Here is a 22,163-nt window from a genome sequence, read left to right as displayed (position 1 = left end):
TAACTGAAATTACTGTTGCAAATGCAATAATACTCTCCATTTAATTCACTCCTCTTTTAAAATAAAAAGCCGACACTAAAAGTGCCGACTTAAAAGAATGCAGCTGCAAAACCTAATGCACCAGTAAGCACCGTAGCAATACCACTGATAATTGCAACTATAATCTTTACGTTATAACCTTGTTTTTCTTTAATAACTTCGCTGAACGTTTCAAGTTGTTTGCTATGATCTTTAACTTGATACTTAACATCAGTGAATTCTCTACCAAAGTTACTCATTGTTTCTGATAGCTTTTCTAAGTGTTTTTCTGAACGTGCTTGACTTTCAAATGCTTGTTTTTGGTATATGATTTGTTTGTCTACCTTATTAGTTAAATCTTTTAATTCGCTAGTGTGTCGTTTATCATTCTCATCTATTTTTTGATGGATTTTATTTGTGTTATCTATCCACTCTTCTCTCGATACGAAACGTTCATCTTTTTCCTGCAACATCTTTACCCCCATAGTAAGCGGTTAATCCATTAATCATTGCTAAGGTTGCAAATTGGACTGGGGTTAGCCAATTAATCGCATTAAATATACTTGCAGAAGTGAGCAAGAAATAATAAACTGCATTTCCACTACCACCAAAGATAAGTAAGAAGTTAAATTTATTGCTCACTTGTTGTTTAGGTAAAAAGATAGGTGCAAGAATGATAAACAAACTGAAAAGCATTCCTAAAACGCCCCATAACCAAATAGGCATAACTTGATGGAGCGTTAGATAGAAATCACTGTCGCTTAATACAGTATCTTGTTCTTTAGTCCAAAAGAAACCTCTTTCGAACATAAGTAAGCCAAAACCAAAGATAAAGATAGCTAGCACCTTATAATTAAATGAATTTTCTTTCATATTCTCAACTCCTTATATAAATTTAAAAGCCATAACCTCCACTGGCTATGGCTTATTCAATATCGTATATAATAGGCTCGGTTGATATATCGTCTTCTAAATTTTGATTATTTTGAGCGTTTAATTCTTCTATACTTAATAGGGTTTCTTCTTCTTTAAGTCTTAATTTTTCACCATCAAAATAAACTTTTTCAAATTGACTTACAATCTTTTCGGTTGTTGGTAGTGTTTTATCATATTCCTGTGTAGGAACAAGATTGTAACCAGCTTGAACAATTTCATACTCGCCATTAATTAATTTTAAAAATAGTACCCACATATCTTGCACCTCTTAATCTTTTAATTCTACTAATGAACGTCTAAAATATATTTCGGATTTAGCACTCGTTGATCTAAACGCAATATAAAAGTGTTTATATCCATATGTCGGTGTGCCTAAATCTATAGTAATATCTATTAATTCACCTGCATTACCATCTTCGAATTCTTCACTTTTTAAAACCTTTTGACTACCTACAACTTTTGCTTCACCGTTTTCTATACTTTCAACAAATACGATTCCATTGTACTTGTTATCAGTAGAATGAATCATTTTACCTCTTCCTAGTATCCTTAAATATCTTGCTTTATGTTGAAAGAAGTATTCTTCTACATAAGATTTTTCAAAGTTTGAAGTTTTATAATAACTACCAGATATCTCTACACCTGCTGAAAGTGGTTGAGGTGCAGCCATTTGTATTTCCATTGATGATTTAAAAATACCATTCTCAACCCACGTAGCACCATCAGGCCTTGTTATTGTTATACCTGATGGACTAATCACTGTTTTACGCTCATCTATTTGACTCTTTGCTATAAATTGATCTCCATCCATATACATTAACGAATCTCGACCTACAATATTTACTAGAGAAGTCATTAATGAACCCGTTGTTATCGCATCAGCAACCATACCTTCTGCAGTAAGTGCTGTTTTAGCTGTCTTACCACCATCAGTAGACAACATCCAACCACTACTATTCATAGCAACAATATTATTTTTATTATTTTTATCTATTGCTAATATACCGTTATTACCGAATGATAATTCTGTAGAAGTATTTTGTATTTTTGAAACCATAGATTGTGAAACGCTATCTAACGCATTAAACGGAATGGCTTTATTACCTTTCATCACTTCTGTAATATCGTTTACTGCTGTATTAAATTTAGCTTCATATTTATCTGTAAGACTAGCTGTGCCAAAAGTATTTTCCATTGCAATCAATCGTCCTAATGCATCAATAGTACGATTGATTGCGATTACTCTTATTTCTCGATTTATATTGATACGTTCATCTACTAAAAATACACGATCACCCAATTCAGAATGCTGATAATCGTAACCATTTTTGCTCATATCCACAATATCTGCAGTAAATGATAAAACAATACTACTTTCAACTCTTTGAATTAAACGTTGATCCATTGTTTCAATTAATTTAATACGTCCATCCATGACAGGTGGCGCATGAATTTTACCTAAAAACTTAGCGAGTGGAGATGTATATTCTCGTTTTAGTTTTGCCTTTTCTACAACCGATCTGTCGTCTTCCGAATTTTCTTCTGTTTCTATTTCATTTGCACTTGTTGTTTCAGTTGAATCCATATCATCAGAACCATCTCCATCGTAATCGCCATAACCTCGACAATAAGTATACATTTCACTTGCATCACTAGATTGTGAGATATTTTGTGCATTTATTTTATAACGATATTCAAAGTTTGAATCATTACCGATTTGACTGTGAAAATAAAAGACATTCCCAACTATTTTTAATTCGTAGCCCCAACGATCTATTAATTTTTTAAGTACTTCTAATCTACTTTCCCCTTCACCTAATCCCTGAAATCGACTTGAAGGCGCACTATCAACAACAACATAACTGAATGGAGTACCTTTAAACACATAATTAAAACCTTCAGTTGTTGTTAAACTTTCGTCGATTCTTTCATAAATTCTATCTGAATTAAGTTTATATAACGCATAAAGAATAGCAGTACAACTAACTCTATACTTATCGCCATAGCCTTGTTTTTCATTATTGATAATGACATATTCTTTATTCTCAAATTCAATAATCCACATGTTCAAATCTTTCTGTAAAGATAAAAATTCGCCGTTATTCTGAGTGTATTCAATATCTAATTCGAGTTTTTCATCACCATTAATTTCTTGGCTGTGTTGGATGACAGCTTCTAAATAGTAATACTTACCATATTTGAATATCTCGATACCTTCTTGACTATCATGAAAGGAAAATGAAACGTCATTAGCTTCTGTAGATAAAACTGGAAAACGATATACTCCATTAGTTAAAGTACATTTTTCTGTATACAAGAAATTACCGAATCTATCCCAATAAGTCACATAAAAATAAGGTAGAGTGTAATTACGTATAATTACATAGCCTCTACCTAAAAAATCAGTTCTTTGCTTATCCATATATTTAAATGTCTTATCTGTTACAAACGTTCCGTTAGTATTATAATAACCGTTCCCGTTATATAACGTTTCGTCGTATATATTTTCATAAGGCGATTTAATAAAAGCCACTATTCCACCTACTTCACTCTACTAATTTTGAAATTAAAATATGTCGCTGGGATAGTAATATCATTGTCGGATACATTCACAAACCTTACAGTAATTATATTGTCTGAACTAATTATTACATTAAACATAATATTCTCTGGTAATTTCTTTTCTGGTGAACCATAGACTAAATCACCCGATTTGAAACCTAATTCATTTAATACTGTATTGCTAATATCAACGTCATAAGTACTTTGTGGATTTATTTTTGTAGAAGGTGTGTAATGTCTAGTAAAGTACTCCACACTATCCGTCACTATTTTTCTGAAGTTAGTCCAATTTTTTGTTTTTTCATCCCAACGTCGCTTATATATTTGATCGTTAGTAGAAAGAAAGTAAAGTTGATAACTCAATGTTATGCTATCTCCTCTAAATGTAATAAGCGTTCCTGGTTGACTTTCAGGAAAAGGTTGAGACGCAGTACTTACAATTGTTGTAGTACTTGTTGAATTTTCTTCAAAAAATGTAACTGGAGTATTAAAATCTACAGTGTTATATTTGTAACTCCAAAAATCTTTACCATTAGTATTTGAATGTGCTTTACCATCGCGATCTAATATATAATAATGTACACCTTCTTTTGCTCTTGCTGTATAATCTCCCACATCAATTAAATTACTGAAATATTTTAATCCTTCTTCTAAATTTACATTGATTATGCCATTAGTTCTTGCATAATCAATGATTTTTTTAATGAGTTCAATTTGATTACTGTCAAAACTTGTATACTGTGAATGAGATTTAAAGACTACCCAACCATTTGTAGCAATAGCTTCATCTAACACTTTCTTATAATCTTCCCATGTATTATTAAAACTATCTGCAAGTGATATTCTTTTAGCATTAAAAGTGTCAAAAGGTGTTTGGTTAACAAATTCTTTAATACCAAAATTTGCTTTAGCATAGTCTCGACTAATACGTCTAACATCTTCTGTGTTTTCTCCAAAAGGTTGGACAATAATATCATGCGTTAATCCTTCACGCTTCAAAATTTCTTTTGCTTGACTTAATTCATCTTCCACCTGTAACGCAGTTAAGTTATTAGCATGTTGATGTGTATGTGTGTGATTCACAAATTCTACCCCGTATTCCTCTTTCCAACGATGAATTTCATCCCATTGGATAACAGAGGAATTTTTATTGTCTACCCAACTTGTTACTAATGCGATAGTCAATTTATTTTTCTTTTCTTTTAAGATAGGCTCCCATTTTTGTTTTAATTCTGTTCTACCATCATCATCTATAAAAGTAAGCATAGGAAACTTTCTCTTTGATGTAGCAATAACTGCTCTATTAGCATTCGCTTCGTTATCCATTAATCTTTGAAATTCATTATCTAATCGTGCATTTAATGTTGGAAATGTACTTCTTGCTTGCGCTACTTCAACATTAGAGTCTCCCGATTTTAAAACTATATTATCTAATTGTCTTTTAACATCTTGATTGTCTAAATTATACTTTTTCGCATTTTCTAAAATATTTTGTGCTTCTGATATAAAGCCAGAACTTATGCTATAACTATTTCTTACATCTTTATAGAGTTCTACAAAGTTTTCATTTAAATCTAATAAATTATTACGATTCCATAGACTCTTAATTACTCTTCTACCCATCTAATCACGCTCCTTATTTAAAATAGAAAGGAAAATCAAAAGTTACATCGCTAAAATTAGTATTGGAGATTCGTATTTTATTTTCTCCAGGTGCTAGTGTGATATATTGTCTATTTGATTCTCTTAACCAATTCGTATCTGCTAACATCACTTTTGAGCCTATTAAATTAATATAACTATTTGTATGTTCACGATATACAATGACCTTATCTCCAGTAGTTAAATTTTCGATTGTTGCATCACCTTTGCTTGTCGAATGCCATACTCTAATATTCAAAGGCATTTGACGTGGATCAATTGTAACGTTACCGCCATTCCATACATTAAAAACAGAAGATTGAAATCTATAATTTGCCATATCTTGATTAATACCGTCAGCCATACCAAACTCTTCGGCTATAGCTTCATATCCTTCTTTTTCGATATCTTGAGTTGTATATTTAGTTTGCCAAAATGGTAAGCCAATAACAGTTGCGTTTACCTCTAAAGTTGCATACATACTCCCTAATATCCTTTCAGGTTTGTAACTAGAATCTATTACTATTTTTAAAACTCTAGTTGGTAAATTATTACGACTTATATAAAAGTATGGTTGACTATCTAATAATTCATTTATTTCAGACTCTAGTAAGAGATAATCGTGTTCATCATGAAAATGTCTGAGCCAAAATGACAATGTACAATCTCCACGATCTTTATAATCAAATCCGTAATTTATAGATCCAGGTATACCTTCAACATTTTCTATATATCTTTCCTTTTCTATAGACGAAACTAAAAAATCCAGTGGCTTTAAACCAACTGGAAATTTTATTTCGTTCATATTAGGATCATATAATTTAAATCCTACTTTCAATTATAATCATCCCCTCATTAATTGAGTTGCAGCTTTTAACGCTTGTTGTTTTGAATTATTTCTGCTTAATTCTTTACCATCTAAACTCACTTCAAAATCTTTATTGGCAATTGTATCGTTACTTTGAACTAATTTACTCATTAATCCAATAAGCATATCTAATTTTTGTTCTAATTTACTATTGTCAGATTGACTAGAACTTATTTTAGTGTTTGAGAAGTTACTTGGTCGTTTATTACCTGATGTTTTACTGCCTTCAATGTCTTTTGCAGCAAGTGCTAACAATTTCATTGCGTCTGTTCTTCTATTAGGATCAGTTGGAATTACCCACTCAGGATAGCCACCTTCTGCAAGGTTATACCAACCTGCAGATTTGATTAAGCCACCTGTGGCGTAACCATGACCATGACCAATTACCTGTAACATTCCAGATTTACCATAACGTTTTTTAGCGTAATTCATTGCTGCCATAGCATTATCTAAACCATTCATGATATTACCATGACCTGGTAATTTATTTGCAGCAAACGTTGGTGGTATTACTTGCAGTAAACCTCTTGCAAGATTTCCTGTTCTATTGTTTATATCTCCGATATTCCCTTGAACAGCACCTGCATTACCGCCACTTTCTGTTTGTATTTGTCTTATCCATGCATTTACATATGCCGAAGTGGTTGGTAAGCCATTTGCCTTTAATGCTTGTTTAATTTCAGGTTTCCATTTGTTTGCAGCTTTTGAGCCACCAGATTTACCTCCGCCATTATTCTTTTTAAGCCAGTTTGTTGGATCTTTAGGCTGTCCGTTCCAACGCATTTCGTAGTGTAAATGCGGCCCTGTCGAACTACCGGCATTTACTCCGTCACGACTAGGATCGCCTCCGGAAACTCCCAAATAGTCGCCCGGTTTAACTTGTCTAGTACCACTAAACGCTAATTTAGATAAGTGACCGTATATTGCTTCGATACCATTTTTAGTACGTATCCACATATTACGACCAAAACCGCCGTTCCAGCCTGTACTACCTGTTGCTTTACCAGCTAATGTAGAATACACTTTATCGTATTTATAGTTTATGTCTAGTCCATAATGCGGACGCGCGAATGGATAACCTTGCGCTCTTGCTGCTGCCGCTGTTGGTGCAAAACCGAAGTTAACACCTTTTGAAAGGTCAATATAACCTCCGTCACCACCGCCAGCTTCTTCAAACCATTCTTTAACTTTATTAATAGCTCCCTCTTTTAGTTTTTTAAACATACCTTTCATAAGGTTAAATGGTAATTTAGCGCCTTTAGGTATGCCAAATGATGCCATGTTAATACCGAAACCTTCAAATACTTTTTCTAATAATTTTTTTGGCTTTTCTATCCAATCTAGTACATCGCCAATTTTATCAGATAGCCAATCTTTGCCTTTTTTAGCAGCGTTCAATGCACTACCAACGACTGCTTTACCACCTTCTACAACTTTACCAGTCATAGCTTTAACGCCGTCTTTAGTTTTTTGAGCTACGTCGCCCACTAAATTGTCATCTTTTTTATGTTTTTTTGGCTTTTTACCACCACCAAGTAAATTGGCGAATGTTGTACCTAAACTAAATTTCGGTATTGTACCGCTATTAAATTGTGGTCTATTAAGTAAACTATGCGTTTGTGCGCCATTTAAAATACGAGTTCCTTTGGCAAGTGGAATTGTTGTATCTGTAGCTGGTGTGATGAAAGCTTTACCGCTAGGCGGAATGACTGTTTCATGTCTAAAACCACCTGGACCATTGCCTGGACCTTTATCTCCAACGGTAGCTAAAGTGTTTCGATTAAGTTTACCTTTTGTAATATAACTTTGAGTATGAGTGCTTTCAGTACCAGTAGAAAGTTTTATTTCAGGTAACTTAGGCATATCTAATTTTCCAGCTACCCAGTTCACGCCACCAATTAATTTGTTTAAACCTTTTTTTACAGCATTTACCATTCCAGTAATGTGGCCCTTGATTCGCCCAATGATATTTTTAAGTCCACCAGCCATATTATTGAATGTTCTTCGAACGCTATTCCATAAACCTTTAGCCATGTTTACTGTCGTATTTTTGATACTACGCCAAGTGTTTGACATAAAGCTTTTAACACGGTTAAAAATATTACGTGTGCCACGAGATAAACTATTCCAAGTATTTTTAACACCTGACCATAAACCTTTAGCTTTATTTACTACCGATTTTTTTATAGCTATCCATTTTTTAATAAGCCATACTGCTATGGATGCCATAATTTTAATAGTTCCAGATTTTAAGGAGTTCCAAGTCTTTTTAACTCCAGACCATAATTTTTTAACTGTATTTACTATATTCTTTTTAATAGAAAGCCATTTTTTGATTAGCCAAACAGCAACAGAAGCTATAATTTTTATTGTGCCTTTTTTAAGACTGTTCCATGTATTTTTTACGCCAGACCATAACGCTTTAGCTAATTTTATTGTTGTATTTTTAATAGCAGTCCATGTTTTTGTCATCCATGATTTTAAAGCACCTACTATTTTCTTAACTCCATTACTCATGCCACGTATAGCATTTACTACACCGTTTTTTATAGCGTTCCATAGTTTAATTGACGTTGATTTAATAAATTTCCATGCTGTCGTAATGAATTTTTTCAATCCATTAATTATAGTTTTAGCACCATTAACTAATGATCTAATAATTTTCAAAACGCCGTTCTTAATAGCTGACCATGTCTTTAAAGAAATATTTTTAATAAAGTTCCATATGCTACTAAAGAATGATTTTAAGCCGTTGAAACTAGCTCTTACTAAGCTGACTAAACTTTTAGCAATAGTAAGTATTCCAGTTTTAATTAAACTCCAAGTTTTTAAACTATTTGTCTTAATAGCGTTCCATATAGCTAAAATAATAGTTTTTAACGCTTGAATAGGATGTTGAATTGCAAACTTAATAGCGTTCCACGTTACTTTTGCAGCAGTTTTTAAAGCGTTCCAAATGACAATGCTTGCACTCTTAATCGCAGTCCAAATACCTATAATATAAGGTTTCAAGAAACCAAATACAGCTATTGCAGTATTCTTGATAGAATTCCACGCTTTTATCACAAAGTTACGGAATGTTTCGTTATTCTTCCATAAAGCAATAATGCCAGCAGTTAAAGCGCCAATAACAGTGATTACAATACCAACTGGACCAGTCATAAATCTAAGTGCTAAACCTAATCCTCTTGTGGCTAATGCTGCACCTTTAGTAACGACTGTCCACGCTTTTGTTGCTACCATAGATAATTTTGTTTTTAAAGTCGCCAAGCCTTGAGAGGTAGCGATTTTAGCAACTGCAAAACGATAACCATTAGCTATGGCTGTTGCTGTAGTTGTAACGCCAGTCCAAATTCTAGTCGCTAAAGTGGACAGTCTTGTTTTTACTGCACTTAACGCTTGCCCTGTACTTAAACTTGCAATAGCAAATCTATACGTGTTAGCTACTGCTGTAGCTGTTGCAGTAATACCTTTCCATAAAGTTGTCGCAACTGTAGCAATTTTAGTTCCTAAACCTAATCCTGCAAAAGCAGTTCTTGCTAGTGCGATTTGTGGAACTAACGCCATCAATGTTCCACCGACTACTGTGAGTATGCCGATAAAACCACCTATTGCAGGATGAGCGTTCACTAATTTAGCGATGAAACCTGTAATCGCAGTAGTAACTCTTAAAACAATTGCTCCTACTGGTGCTAGTCCTTTAACTAAACCTACAATAATAGAACCTATGTTTTTAAGAAGTTGCCAAACAATAGGACCGTTAGTTTCAATATATTTTAAGAAGTTCTTAAAGCCTTCAGTGTTTTTTAAATTTGCAGCCCACTCTTTAAAGGAATTGGTTACTCCTTGCATACCTACTAAAACTTTATGAGAATGTCCTGCAAAGGCAGAAAATAGACTTATCATGCCACTAAACACATTGCCGAATATTTGTCCTACAATTGGTAAGTTAGTCTTAGTATATTGAATGAATTTAGCGATACCTTTATCTGTACTCGTGCTATTTGCCCATGCATTAAATTTATTCGCTAAACTTTCTATACCTTTGCCAGTCCATGCGAATAGTGGACCAAATTGAGTGAATATATGAGTTATTCCATCTCCGACTTTCATAGCAGAGTTAAGTAAGTTTTGGAATACTGGTGGACCAATATTATTGATAAGTTTGAATGCATTGTTAGCATTTTCAGAGGATTTAACCCAGTCACGCATTCTTTCGGAAGCTTGAGCGATTTGATGAGTTGTTTTAGTAATAAAAGGTGTTAGTCTTGTAAGTGCAATTTTGGCAATATTAATTCCATTTGCCATTGAGTTAAAGATATCTGCTTGATTTGCTCTAACTAGATCTTTCCATTGGTTTTGAAGACCATTTAGCACATATTGATAATTCTTGATTTCTCTAGTTGCTTTTAATTCTCCATCTTCAAGCATTTGAAGTGCTGTAGTTGCTTGTCCACTAAATGCAGTTATCGCTGCAAAAGCAGTACCGTAAGCACCACCTAAACCAATTGCTCCACCTGCTGCTGCAGTTGCTGCACCACCAATTCCTGCTATAGCACTTACTGCACTACCAGCAATTGGAATAATAGATGTAATATTAGCAGTTAAACCACCAAATCCAATACCATTAACCACATATCCTACATTTCTGAAACTGTCACCAATTTTATCAATCTTACGTTGTGTATCTTCCCAAGCAGAACCCATACGAGCAAACATACCACTGATTCCTGCTGCTTTTATTTGCTCTCTTTGGAATTCTTTCATCTCATCTGTAGTTTCGTCTATTCTATTTTGTAAAACATTGTAAGCCATAGCCTGCTGATAAACTTCTTTTTCTGCTTTATCTAGTTTAGATGGCAATTGTGACACTTCGCGATTTAGACTAGCATATGATTTTTCAGCGTCGTTTGCTTCTTTTTTAGCAACTTCCATTGATGTTTTAGCGCTTTCCATCGCTTCTTTATTAGCACTACTAAATTTTTGTAATTCTTCTTTAGCTTCAGAAGTCGCTATTTTGGATTCGTTCAAATCACGTTTTGCACTGTCTAACGAATTAGATAAATTATTATATTCTCTTTCAGCTTCCCCAACTTCAAAAGTTAAAGCTGATATTTCCCCTGCAGTTGCAGAACTATCATTTTCTAATTCTTCCAACTTATTACTCAATTTATCGAACTCAGATTTAGCGTTTTTAGTTTTAGCGCTCAATGCTGTCACAGTATTTTGCATTTGCTTTTGTGATTCTTGTGCAGATTTAACGTTGGATTTATGCTCTTTTAGTTCATCATTAAGTCCATCATAAGTTTTAGCTAAATTTTCGTAGTTCTTTTTAGCTTTTTGAGCATTACGTGCTGATTCTTCAAGCTTATCTGACATTGTTTCTTGCGAACGTCTTAATTGATCTAATTTCTTTTGTGCTTGTTCACTCATTCTACCTTGTTGAGTGAGTGTTTTATTTAAGCCTTCAATTTCAGTTTCATATTTCTCTACTGATTTTTCGGCTTTAGAGAAACTAGAAAGGTTTTTCTTCATTTCTGCATCTGTAGTTTGCAACTTACGTTTTAAGTTGGCCATTCCACGATCAATATCAGACGTGTCTAAACCAAGGTCGATGGTAAATCCTTTAATATCTCCCGCCATTTAATTCACTCTCCTTTCTTTGAAAATTAAAAAAGAGAGCCTAGCTTGAAGCTCTAGGATCTTTTCCTGTAATTGCTCCAATTAGACTCTCGTTTGCAGAAACTTGCTTAACTTTAGATTTCTTCTTATTGTTCATAATGCGAAGTAATTGATAAATATCTGTATTATCAATCTCTGGCATTTTCCAACCATTTTCCATTAACTCTTTGTAAAGAGTATCAAGATATTCTGATTGCTTTTCATAAGTGAAATCTTCAGCGGTTAAACGAGAATCGTCTATTTCGTCGTCTTTCCCTCGTCACCTAAAATTCCACCTAATTGTTCCATAGCCACAGATAATACTTCTCTTGCGTCTGTGCCATCTTCGAATTCTTCAGCTGTGAATTGACCATCATATAAATCATTAGCGATAAAGCTATATAACTTATCTAATAAGTCATCATCGAATTCTCCACCAGTATTTTCTAATTTTTGGAACTCTTTACCTAAATTAAAACCTTTACGCGCTACACTACCTTTAATAAATGCAGGTGCATGATATTTTTTTACTTCTCCATTTTCATCTTGTAATTCCACAAATTTTCTTACTGCCATAATTTATATTCTCCTTTTCATCGGGTTTTCTGTTAGTCCGAATAATTAGTTTTTAATATTTTTGTATACAAAAATAGACGACCTAAGTCGTCTATAAATCAATCAATTATGCTACTGGTTCACTGTCTGTTGTAGTAGTTAATGGTTCAGCTGTTTTCTGAACTGAATCAAAAGTTTTTCCGAAGATTGAATTAAACACTGTATCTCGACCTTCAGTTTTTCCTTTATCGTCATAAGCCATTACTACTGCTAATTCTTCGTTAAATCCGTCAACTTCACGCTCCATGAATTGACCTTCGATTTCATCTGAACCGAATTCTACACCATCTTCTTTTGTTTGACCTTCTTTGTTTGGTCGAGTGAATACACCTTTAGATAAACCAAACCATTCTTCAGAACCATCTTCCATAGTACGTGGAATCGCTACTGCTGTGTAAGTGATGCCTGATGATTTACCAAAACCATATACTGAACTGTTTGATTCGTGTTCAATTAAACCTAATAAGTCTTTTTGAACGTCGATTGGTAATTTATGGAATGTAAGGCTTACTTGAGTTTCTCCAGCAGATTTAGCGATTTCTGCTACCTTATTTGAACCATAAGCTTTTTCTAATTCTTCTCCGAATTCGATAGATAATTCTTGAACATAATCAACTTCTTTAATTGCTGATGTTGTGTAAGAACCGTCAGTTTCTTCAGTTAATACTGCATAATACAATTTCCCTAATCCTGTAGCTGCATTGTATCTACCCATTAAAAATTCCTCCTTAAAATTGCGTATTAAAAAAGCCTACTGTTACTCACAGAAGGCTAGTTTTTAATATTTTTATCTATGTGTCTAAGTTCATCAATGGTATAGGGGTTTCCACGATAACGACGAGCGTCTCTATAGATTCTCAACTCTTTATCATAATCATCTATACCATCGACTTGTTTAAAATCAATATTCCATAATGTTTGTCTTATCTCTTCTTGCAAAAGTTTAACTATATCGTAATCAGGTCCACGAACATCTATTTGATATAAGTATGTTGTTGTTAGATTTGTATCACTAGCGTAAGTTTCAGGCTGTGGAGATATTAACGGATCAATCAAAATATAGTGATTGGAACTATCCGCCGTTTCATCATAAGTGTACGCTCGAACTCGACCTGTACAATGTTGAGCAATTGTTGCGTTGTTTAGTAAATATTGTTTTAAAGTTTTCAACATATCAAACATTTATAGGTCTCCTTCCAACGATTGTTTTACAATTTCTCGATATGGCTTTTCAGTCATAAACATCGTTCTAGCAATCGCACCTTTACCTCTAGGATTTGGATTTTTGATTGTTCCCCACTCGTTTAAATGGATGATTGCATAACGATTCATTGAACCATGCCAATGTACTTTAACCATACGTGTATTACCATGAATGGTATATGGATCAGTCATTGTTATCTCGTGAATACTTGCACCAGTATCTCGAAATACTTCAAAATTTGCTTTAAGCACACTCATGAAGTATTTAGCACCTTTGTTTAATGCTTTATCTTGTGCTTTTAACATTTTGATTTCTCCGTATTGTTCGCCTATTTCTCTAAGCATTTGATGTACGCCTTTAACTTCCACACTCATTCTGATAACTTTCCAATAACTTTTATATTTCTATGGTTATCTGTATCATCAAATACTTGTCTAATGTTGTACTTTTTATTTTTGTAGCGAGGTAGCCCAATTTCAAAATACATATCATCAGTAATTTCGATATTAATAGGATGATAAGTGACCATTGTTAAACTCGCTTCATTGTTCGTCATATCCAAATCTTTTTGAGATGGTTGATATACATTGGCAAAGCACTTATAAACAACTTCTTCTATTGTTTCTCCAGGAAAGAAGTCATCTTTCGGTTTAGCTTTTAAAAAAATAACTGGTGTTCGCATATCGCCACCAGTTATAAATTTATTCTTCTGTAGTGCCATTATCTGACGCCTCCATATTTTCAATTTGGAATTGAACAATGTTAGATAAAAAATTATTGTGAAATTCTTCTAACTTATCATTAAATACATATCTTGTTCGTTCATAGACTAATTCACGACCTATTGCATTGTTCATATCGAAGTCACCACATTTAGATTTGATATCTTCGTAAGACATTTTCAAATCACTTTCTATACGATCATCTTCGATATCATAAAAAATGCGATTACGATTTTTGAATTCTTCGACATGATCTGAAGTAATCATTTAATCACTTCTTTTCTTTAATTCGTTCTAGGAAAGGCCCTGTATAACCTTTATCAGACAAAGTTTTTTCAACTTCTTCAGCACGTTTTACTGTCATTTCCACTTTATCGTTAGCCTTTAAAGACTTTCCTAATTGCTTGTCTTTATAGTTTTTTAAAACTTTATAATCAGCCATTAGTAAACCTCCTTATGCTTCTGGTGAATCGTTAGTAGTTGGAGCGCCTGATGCTGATAAGTTTAAGTTATATACAGCAGATGCTTTCTCATCTTCTGTTTCACCATAAGCAAATTGTTTAGCAGTATATAAATCGCAATCTTCTAAAGCTAATGTTTGGTCGAATTGACGAACAATAACTTCCGAGCCTACACCCATGAAATAACGTGATTTATCAAATGCTACTGCTTTACCTTGTGGTACAAATTCAGACACTTCAAAAATAACGTTGAATGGTACTGGACTTGCAAACTGACCAGCAGATGTTAATTGCATGAATGCAACTTGTGTATAAATGTAATCAGCAGGATTTAAAGCAATAACAACATTATTTAATACACTAACATTTTTAGTTTCTTTAACTGAACCATCAGTATCATAGATTTCTTTTTGTGATAATCCAGCAATTACACCGCCTAATTCTTTGATAGATGTTTCTGGAGTAGCAAAAGTTAAAGTTCCTACTGCAGCTTTATCAGTTACTGCACCTGTTTGACGGTTAATAGTTTTCATTAATCCAGCAGGTTGTTGTTGAGATTTACCAGCTCCAACTAAAGCAGCTTTCTCAATAGCTACTGCGAATGCTTCTTTAATTTGTGCGCGTACAAAACGATCAATCCATTGTACACCTGCGTCTTTTAAATCTTTAGGAACAACAACGAATGCAGTCGCTTTACCAAGTGTTAAATCTTGTTCGCTGAATACTGCATCTAATTGGCCACGAATTTCAGAGAAAATTTTACCCCATACAACTTGACCTTCAGGGTGCGCTTTGATTACACGCGCTTTTAGTCCTGTACGTTGAATATTAATGTGTTTTAATAATGGATGATCTTTTTCAATATCATCAAAAACACGATCAATAACTGTTTCAGGTAATAAAGCTTCTTCTTTATAACCTACATCTGTATTAACGTGATCTTCAGACACTAATGCGTTATAGAATTTCTTTTCTTCGTTAGTTAAACGATTAACATTGCGTGCATTTAATACCGCATTGTCACCTTGTTCTTGTTTCATATCTTTACGAATAGCATTCGCTAATTCTTCTGAATATGTGTTCATATATTCAGTGTATTTTTCTTTTACTTCTTCATCAGAAGCACTTGCATTAAGGTTTGCGAACTCTTGTAAGATTCTTTTAGAATTCTCAAAGCCTTGTTTATCTTCTAAATTAATAGCCATATTTTTTACACTCCTTTTATTTTGTATTCATATTGAATAATCTTGCAAAGCTATTCTGTGGTGGTTCTGTATCGATTGTTTTGTCACCTTTATCGTCGTTTTTTTTAGAATCAATATTTTTAACTGCTTCTAAAATTTCATCTAATTTATCCATTACATCTTCAACAGTAATATTTTGTGTTTGAGGTTCAGGTGTACCTTCGTTACGATATCTTGCCATGATTTTCTCACCCCCTAACATTGTTGAAGTAGTTGCAGCAGCAACTTTAGTTCTTTCAGTAACATTATCAATTAATCCAAATTCTTTAGCTTCATTAGCTGAAAACCATGTTTCTTCGTCCATATACTGACGTAAAAGCGCATGATCGATATCTGGATTTTTCTCTAAATAGCTATTCACTACCACAGAATTGATGCGTTCTAAAGATTCAGCTTGCTTTTTGAAAGCATTCGAATCACCTTGTGCTAAAGTCCAGGCATTGTGTATCATCATCATGCCATTTCTAGGCATGTTAACTACATCTCCTGCCATAGCAATAACAGAGGCAATACTTGCAGCAATACCATCAATATTGACAATAATTTTTGCTGAATGACGTTGTAGCATATTGTAAATAGCCACACCACTAAAAACGTCGCCCCCATTACTGTTAATGTTGACGACGATTTCTTTCTCATTATTCATTTCTTTCAGTTTATCTTTTACAAATTGTGGACTAATCGACATTCCTTCAATAGTCACGTCATTAATATAACCGTAGATATCAATTTCGTTATTCGACATTTGTCTCACCTCCTTGAACATCATTCACACTAGTATAGTTTTTAGTGATTAAACGTTTATTAGCGTCTTCATCTTTACTTGGAGGATAACCAAACATATCTAGTACTTGATTGACAGTAAATACTGAACTTGAAATCAACTTATCAATAGCCTCAGCTTTTTGAATTGGATCATATGCATCAATAGAAACAGCTTTAATACGTTTACCTTCTTTGTAACTTCTAACTGTAAATAATTTTGCATTTAATTCGTCTGTAATCTTCTCAATAATAGGATTAATACAAAACTTCATATAGTTATCTGTCATACCTTGAATATCTGCAGTATCTCCGTTGATAAGTCCTAACGGAATACCTAAATTACGAGCCACATAACTTAATATTTGGTCAGGTAATTTTGATAAATCATCTATTTGAGATGATGTTTTTGCCTGACTTTGCGTTGAATGTTCTTCGTATGTGTAACCTTTTTGAAGTGGTACAATCGCAATATCATTTGTAGCGAACGCTTCATAAGCTTTATCAATAAAACTTTGCATTTTTTCTTGTGACTCTTTAGTCATTCCTATATTTGCATCCATACTAAGTGTTGCTCTAATTTGATTGTTTAAAAGGTTAATTTGGATTAATCTACCAAAGATATCTCCGTAATCACTAAACAAACCACTTAGCATATTTGCAATTGATTCGTTGTTATACTCTAAATAAATAACTTCACTCATTAGAAAGTTTCTTTCAAATTCAAAGTCTCCAACGACAATATTTTTAAACACATCATCATATAAAGCGTATTCTTCACGAGTGAAATCATCGGCAACGATTAGATCTTTAGTATCTGTCACAACAATTAAAACTTCATTATCATAAATCAACTTACGAACGACTTTTTGCCAAAAAGTTGCAGCACTCTCATCAGTGTTAGGTCGTACGTTCAATTTGTAGTATGTGGTATTAGTGTTATCTTTCACACCATTATCAATGTACTCGAATTTTGTTTGACTAATCGTTCTAGCGATGTGATTAATACACGTATCTAAAGCCCACTGCTTTATGTAAGCTTTGTGAGATTTGTCTCTTACTAAATCAAAATCGTAACTGAACTCAATAGCCTTATTCCTACCTAAAATGCGGTCAAAAATCGAAATAGTAATCACCTCCTAATTTAAAAGCTAATATCTGCCATAATGAATGGTTGGTCATACTCTAATAACTCATCTGCTCTATAAAGTGAATGAAGCATAGCATGGAAACCATCTGTTTTTCTTCTGACTTCATCTTTTTTAATGTATTTTTTACTGCCATCTGGTTGCATTGTGACTGCTACGTTATTTGTAAACCAACGCATTAACGGATTATCACCAAATACAATTTGCCTTTTAGCAAACATGGTATCGATACGTGGTGCTAATAAACCATGAATAGCAGTCGGATTTTTAATAACCTCTAATGGTATGCCTGCGTCTTCAAATGGTTGTCTTACAATATCTGTTCTAAAGTTATCTGAAATCACTTTTGTTAAATTGTACTTTTGTTGTTGTTTTAAGAACCAGTTGACGATGTAAGATATATCAATCACTTCATCATCCACAATTGTGAGGAGTCCGTCATCTGCCCATTGTTCAATCGGTGGTTCAAGATGAGTTGTTTCTAAAAATCCACGTCTAATAAATGAATGTGATTTAAAATAATACTCATCACCATCCCTAAACAACAAGCCTACACTGGCGAAGTCTCTAACTAACGCATAGTCAAGACCACCAATGCAGGCTTTATTTTTAAGATTAGGAAACTCTCTATTTGTAGCTAATATTTCTTCAAATGGAGCGACGACTCTTTCTTCATCGACTTCGGGTAAATTCATTCGTTTAGTCATGAACTCTGGTTTATTTGAACGATTGATGTGTAACACGTTATATTCTTCTTTTATCTTACGTTTTAAGTTGCGTGCATATCCTGTAAGTGGAGGATGTAACATAGGATTTGACTTTTCCCACATCTTTTCGTCATCTACTTCTTTAGGATCATCAAGCTTACAATAAAACGGGAATATACGGTCGTTAGGATTGTTACGTTTTAAAACTTCAGTGACCCTTTCTTTCATTTGGTCCATAAATCCTTCACGTACAAATCCGTCTGTAGAGATATAAAACGTTCTATCGTGAATTACCTTACCTAAACCACCACGCTTGACGTTAACCATATCTGAAGTTTCATAAATAGCAATCTCATCAAAGATGACACAACCTTCACGGCCACCATCTTTAGTCTTTGTATTAGAAGTGTTGTATCTGATAATTGAACCAGTAGAACGATTTTTAATTTCTGTTTTACTTACTTCGTAAGGTGCTTTAGGTCGTTCTCCTGTTTTATTACGTTTATGATCTAATAAAACGTCGTATATCTCATTGAACGATGTTTTTGCTTGTTCTTCACTGTTCGCAACAATTGAAATATCGTATTTTTTAATACCATGTATAGGAGTAGTGAAAAAATCACTTATTGCACTGATAAAACCATTCTTACCTGCACCTCGTCCCATGAATAAAGCAAATTCTGTGAAATATGGCGTATCTTCAACATCATCTATCAAGAATAAGAAAGCAATGATAAAGCGTTGGAATGGTTGAGTTGGAAAATACCATTTCTCAATAAACTTTATACACTTTTCTATTTTTTCTTCTTCAAAATGAACATTTGGAAGAGTGAGTACATCATTTTCAAGATACTCAATTAAATCGATTCGTTCTTGATTAAAGATTATCTTTCCATCACGCCATTGTTGAATGTATTCATCAACATATTTGTTTCTGATCATACATAATCATCAACAGGTTCGTCTGTTTCAACTGCCTTATTTTCTTTGGGCAATAAGTCGGTAAGTTGCTTAATTACACGTTGGTATGATTGGTCTCGTGTATTGTATAAACGTGCTACTGGACGTTCACGTTCATATGATGGTAAGTTTTGTGATTGTTGGAACATGGTGTATTCGCCATTTTCTTGAATGTCTTTCCACATATAATCGAGCATGACACGTAATCTTGCTGCTTGTATAATTAAGCCTTCAACAACTTTCAGCTTTTCTGATGGAATATCTTTGTAAATTTCTTCTAATCGCTTACGCTCTTTAATTACATTCTTATCATTGTCACTTACTTTCACAAAATCACTCCTTTCTTCATGTAGAGGTGGGGGGGTATAGGTTATATGTGTAATTTTTTAAAAAAGTTGCGAAGTCGAGCCCACCCGCCGTTCTCCCAGTTACGAGAAAAACTCGAAATGGTTTTGACCGGGGGGGTTACCATTTTTCATCGTTCCATTTCTTTTGTGGTTTAAATTGATTACCACCGTACTGAAATCTTTTATGTCGTTTATTATGACAAGCTTTACACAATGTTCTAAGATTATCAGTATCTAATTTCAAATCTGGTCTATCTTGCAACTCTGCAATATGGTCAACTTCCAAGTCTTCAGTCGTTACTTTCCCTTCTTCTTTGCACCACTGGCATTCAAAGTTATCTCTTTTCAAAACCATTAACCTTACTGTTTCCCAATCTTTACTGTTATAGAACTTTTTACGTGTTTTATAATCATTCATCATGTATAAACTCCATAATAAAAGACACACCACCTATGTGATGTGCCTTCGAGTATTTATTCAATTCGTATAGCTATATTATAAAGTTAAATATGTTATTGATGCACATTACCTTCGATGTCTTCTATCTCTTCGATGTCTTCTCTTTATCGTAGTGTCCTTGTTGTGCATCCATATACACATTCACTATCTCATTGATACATGCATAGAACTTAGAGTCACTATTGATTTCCATTAAGTCCTTGATAGTCTTATGCTGCATGTTTAGTTTAAGCATTTGTAATATGTGATAGTTCCTATCATCTGTTATATATTCTTCATACTTATCTATGAACTCTATCTTATTAAGTATCTTTATATTACGTCGATACTCTCTATTCCTATTAAGTACTTTAACTAATACCTTATCACCTGTACCACCTTTGGCTTTAGGCATTACAGACTCGATACCATATTGCGCAATAGATGTGCTGTCTGCGTCATAGACTTGAGACTCTATAATATTACGCATCCACTTATAATCATTGATCATTCCTTTTACTTCATCTCGTGTATACAAGTGATTACCTCCATTACTTAAATTGTTTCTTTGCTCTTTGTATTTCAAACTCCACATCTTCTATATCGCAATCTCTCACGTACTTAGTAAACAGATATACATTCGTGTATCTCTGTGCATCTAACTCCTGACGTAAGACTGTGTTGTTACCTATCGCTATAAGTAGAAGTACACCGAGTATAATGGTTAATGCTATCCACATATCTTTAACCTCCAATATATTTATCTTTAAGTTTTAATAACTCATTATAATTAGCTTTGAGTTTTGCTTCTGATACTTCGGTGTCAGTTGAGAATTCATCTATAATTATTTCGGAACTGCGATAGTATTCTTTTAGTAAGTAATCAACCAAACTTTCTTTACTGTTTATACATTTAATATCTTCATTTATACTTGGATTTTTGATTTCTTTTTCCCTTGCTGCTTGTACTTCTTGTTCAGCTTTCTCCATTTCTATTTCTAAGCTTTTATAAAATTCGTCATGAGGTTTATAGTAAATTTTCCATTCATCATTATTGTTCGAATACTTTTCTTCAAATAACTTTCTGTTTTCAGGTTCGTCTAAAACTACAACCCATTTTTCTTTTTCTTTTTGTTTAGCAAACACTGTAGGTTCTTTTATTCTTTCGAACACTACTCACTCACCTCCACCCTAATTTTATTCAAATCAATCTGATCCCACTCATTAGCAAAGTCCTTAGGTGCAGTATCAATATCATCTTCGCTTTCTAGCTTGATGATGAGTGGTTTAATAAGTAGGTATAGTAACTCTGCAAATATAAGGTTAATTAATATGCGTTTAAACATCATACTTACCTCCTAATCTATGATAGTTATGCCCACAATGATTACATCTCATATATTCGATTGGACTGCTATAATCTTTGGCCATTAGATTTCCACCTAACATTTTGCAATTAGGACATTCACTTAATCCTGTGATTTTCTTATATTTCTCTTTAGCTTCTTCCTTATCCTCTGCCTCTACCAACGTCATACGTTCATTCTCTCTAGGTTCTTCCACATGTCTATGAACATAACCTGTGCTATCTGTGAATTCTCTAATTAGGAATTGTTTCATGCTATCACCAACTCACTCTTTCTAATCGTTTTTGATAATATGGCAAAGTATCATAGAACTCTCTAGCTTCTGTTTTCCAATAAAATCTTTTGCCATGTGATTTACCATTATCATCAACCCATACTACGTTCCATTCACTCATACTAAATGTATCTGTAAGTCCTTTAATAAGTCCTAACACTTCCCCAGCACCTCTTTTACTTTTTCTAATATATCCTTACTCTTTAAGGTCTGCTTCTTTGATGAAC

At 33.6% G+C, this 22,163-nt stretch carries 27 protein-coding genes; all 27 read right to left on the bottom strand.

Annotation, left to right across the window (positions count from 1 at the left end):
• Nucleotides 1-89 precede the first annotated feature (89 nt).
• On the bottom strand, nucleotides 90-491 hold the full coding sequence (locus HMPREF2881_RS09475) for a hypothetical protein (protein ID WP_083310078.1): 402 nt from the start codon (nucleotides 489-491) through the stop codon (nucleotides 90-92).
• Nucleotides 472-891: a hypothetical protein gene (locus HMPREF2881_RS09470; RefSeq protein WP_070653728.1), complete on the bottom strand. Its 420-nt coding sequence runs from the start codon at nucleotides 889-891 to the stop codon at nucleotides 472-474. Before HMPREF2881_RS09470 ends, HMPREF2881_RS09475 begins: the two co-directional genes overlap by 20 nt.
• A 52-nt stretch (nucleotides 892-943) precedes the next feature.
• Nucleotides 944-1,210 (bottom strand): hypothetical protein, encoded by a 267-nt coding sequence (locus HMPREF2881_RS09465; protein WP_070653727.1) that lies wholly within the window; start codon nucleotides 1,208-1,210, stop codon nucleotides 944-946.
• 12 nt (nucleotides 1,211-1,222) lie between these two features.
• Nucleotides 1,223-3,487, bottom strand: coding sequence for a phage tail protein (locus HMPREF2881_RS09460; protein WP_070653726.1), 2,265 nt, complete (start codon nucleotides 3,485-3,487; stop codon nucleotides 1,223-1,225).
• Nucleotides 3,488-3,495: 8 nt separating this feature from the next.
• Nucleotides 3,496-5,139, bottom strand: a complete 1,644-nt coding sequence (locus HMPREF2881_RS09455; protein ID WP_070653725.1) for a polysaccharide deacetylase family protein — start codon at nucleotides 5,137-5,139, stop codon at nucleotides 3,496-3,498.
• Between the two features lie 13 nt (nucleotides 5,140-5,152).
• Entirely contained in the window at nucleotides 5,153-5,995 is an 843-nt protein-coding gene (locus HMPREF2881_RS09450) for a phage tail family protein (protein ID WP_256279983.1), read from the bottom strand.
• Nucleotides 5,996-6,001: 6 nt separating this feature from the next.
• Nucleotides 6,002-11,668, bottom strand: a complete 5,667-nt coding sequence (locus HMPREF2881_RS09445; RefSeq protein WP_070653724.1) for a peptidoglycan DD-metalloendopeptidase family protein — start codon at nucleotides 11,666-11,668, stop codon at nucleotides 6,002-6,004.
• Nucleotides 11,669-11,708: 40 nt separating this feature from the next.
• Nucleotides 11,709-11,948, bottom strand: coding sequence for a UPF0158 family protein (locus HMPREF2881_RS11530; RefSeq protein ID WP_256279984.1), 240 nt, complete (start codon nucleotides 11,946-11,948; stop codon nucleotides 11,709-11,711).
• Nucleotides 11,945-12,262 (bottom strand): phage tail assembly chaperone G, encoded by a 318-nt coding sequence (gene gpG / locus HMPREF2881_RS09440; RefSeq protein WP_070653723.1) that lies wholly within the window; start codon nucleotides 12,260-12,262, stop codon nucleotides 11,945-11,947. Before gpG ends, HMPREF2881_RS11530 begins: the two co-directional genes overlap by 4 nt.
• Nucleotides 12,263-12,368: 106 nt before the next feature.
• Nucleotides 12,369-13,016, bottom strand: coding sequence for a major tail protein (locus tag HMPREF2881_RS09435; RefSeq protein WP_070653722.1), 648 nt, complete (start codon nucleotides 13,014-13,016; stop codon nucleotides 12,369-12,371).
• Between the two features lie 56 nt (nucleotides 13,017-13,072).
• On the bottom strand, nucleotides 13,073-13,483 hold the full coding sequence (locus HMPREF2881_RS09430) for a hypothetical protein (RefSeq protein ID WP_070653721.1): 411 nt from the start codon (nucleotides 13,481-13,483) through the stop codon (nucleotides 13,073-13,075).
• Entirely contained in the window at nucleotides 13,484-13,879 is a 396-nt protein-coding gene (locus HMPREF2881_RS09425; RefSeq protein WP_070653720.1) for a hypothetical protein, read from the bottom strand.
• A complete protein-coding gene (locus HMPREF2881_RS09420) occupies nucleotides 13,876-14,226 on the bottom strand; it encodes a phage head-tail adapter protein (protein WP_070653719.1) in 351 nt (116 codons plus the stop codon). The genes HMPREF2881_RS09425 and HMPREF2881_RS09420 overlap by 4 nt, the downstream gene beginning before the upstream one ends.
• Nucleotides 14,207-14,494, bottom strand: coding sequence for a hypothetical protein (locus HMPREF2881_RS09415; RefSeq protein WP_070653718.1), 288 nt, complete (start codon nucleotides 14,492-14,494; stop codon nucleotides 14,207-14,209). Before HMPREF2881_RS09415 ends, HMPREF2881_RS09420 begins: the two co-directional genes overlap by 20 nt.
• Before the next feature lie 4 nt (nucleotides 14,495-14,498).
• Nucleotides 14,499-14,669 (bottom strand): hypothetical protein, encoded by a 171-nt coding sequence (locus HMPREF2881_RS11885; protein ID WP_176744874.1) that lies wholly within the window; start codon nucleotides 14,667-14,669, stop codon nucleotides 14,499-14,501.
• Between the two features lie 12 nt (nucleotides 14,670-14,681).
• Nucleotides 14,682-15,893 (bottom strand): phage major capsid protein, encoded by a 1,212-nt coding sequence (locus HMPREF2881_RS09410; protein ID WP_070653717.1) that lies wholly within the window; start codon nucleotides 15,891-15,893, stop codon nucleotides 14,682-14,684.
• Between the two features lie 16 nt (nucleotides 15,894-15,909).
• Complete coding sequence (locus HMPREF2881_RS09405) at nucleotides 15,910-16,677, bottom strand: head maturation protease, ClpP-related (RefSeq protein ID WP_070653716.1); 768 nt, start codon at nucleotides 16,675-16,677, stop codon at nucleotides 15,910-15,912.
• The gene (locus HMPREF2881_RS09400) at nucleotides 16,667-17,830 is read right to left on the bottom strand and encodes a phage portal protein (RefSeq protein ID WP_242267317.1); all 1,164 of its coding nucleotides are present in this window, start codon (nucleotides 17,828-17,830) and stop codon (nucleotides 16,667-16,669) included. The genes HMPREF2881_RS09405 and HMPREF2881_RS09400 overlap by 11 nt, the downstream gene beginning before the upstream one ends.
• 8 nt (nucleotides 17,831-17,838) lie before the next feature.
• Nucleotides 17,839-19,491 (bottom strand): terminase TerL endonuclease subunit, encoded by a 1,653-nt coding sequence (locus tag HMPREF2881_RS09395; protein WP_070653715.1) that lies wholly within the window; start codon nucleotides 19,489-19,491, stop codon nucleotides 17,839-17,841.
• Nucleotides 19,488-19,838 (bottom strand): hypothetical protein, encoded by a 351-nt coding sequence (locus HMPREF2881_RS09390; RefSeq protein WP_070653714.1) that lies wholly within the window; start codon nucleotides 19,836-19,838, stop codon nucleotides 19,488-19,490. Before HMPREF2881_RS09390 ends, HMPREF2881_RS09395 begins: the two co-directional genes overlap by 4 nt.
• A 136-nt stretch (nucleotides 19,839-19,974) precedes the next feature.
• Nucleotides 19,975-20,277 carry an HNH endonuclease gene (locus HMPREF2881_RS09385; protein ID WP_083310076.1) on the bottom strand — a complete coding sequence of 101 codons (303 nt, stop codon included), beginning with the start codon at nucleotides 20,275-20,277 and terminating at the stop codon, nucleotides 19,975-19,977.
• A 121-nt stretch (nucleotides 20,278-20,398) separates the two neighbouring features.
• Nucleotides 20,399-20,833: a hypothetical protein gene (locus tag HMPREF2881_RS09380; protein WP_070653713.1), complete on the bottom strand. Its 435-nt coding sequence runs from the start codon at nucleotides 20,831-20,833 to the stop codon at nucleotides 20,399-20,401.
• A 13-nt stretch (nucleotides 20,834-20,846) separates the two neighbouring features.
• On the bottom strand, nucleotides 20,847-21,035 hold the full coding sequence (locus HMPREF2881_RS09375) for a DUF1514 family protein (RefSeq protein WP_017175414.1): 189 nt from the start codon (nucleotides 21,033-21,035) through the stop codon (nucleotides 20,847-20,849).
• 4 nt (nucleotides 21,036-21,039) lie between these two features.
• Nucleotides 21,040-21,468 (bottom strand): hypothetical protein, encoded by a 429-nt coding sequence (locus tag HMPREF2881_RS09370; RefSeq protein WP_070653712.1) that lies wholly within the window; start codon nucleotides 21,466-21,468, stop codon nucleotides 21,040-21,042.
• Entirely contained in the window at nucleotides 21,468-21,644 is a 177-nt protein-coding gene (locus HMPREF2881_RS11680; RefSeq protein ID WP_141752624.1) for a regulator, read from the bottom strand. Before HMPREF2881_RS11680 ends, HMPREF2881_RS09370 begins: the two co-directional genes overlap by 1 nt.
• Nucleotides 21,634-21,915 carry a DUF1381 domain-containing protein gene (locus tag HMPREF2881_RS09365; RefSeq protein ID WP_070653711.1) on the bottom strand — a complete coding sequence of 94 codons (282 nt, stop codon included), beginning with the start codon at nucleotides 21,913-21,915 and terminating at the stop codon, nucleotides 21,634-21,636. The genes HMPREF2881_RS11680 and HMPREF2881_RS09365 overlap by 11 nt, the downstream gene beginning before the upstream one ends.
• A gap of 4 nt (nucleotides 21,916-21,919) precedes the next feature.
• Entirely contained in the window at nucleotides 21,920-22,096 is a 177-nt protein-coding gene (locus tag HMPREF2881_RS11880; protein WP_176744873.1) for a hypothetical protein, read from the bottom strand.
• Between the last annotated feature and the right edge of the window lie 67 nt (nucleotides 22,097-22,163).

It is taken from the genome of Staphylococcus sp. HMSC057A08 (genome assembly GCF_001812925.1).
Taxonomy (GTDB): Bacteria; Bacillota; Bacilli; order Staphylococcales; family Staphylococcaceae; genus Staphylococcus; species Staphylococcus hominis.
The sequence above is the reverse complement of the archived record's forward strand: the minus strand, read 5'-3'. Positions and strand labels throughout refer to the sequence as shown.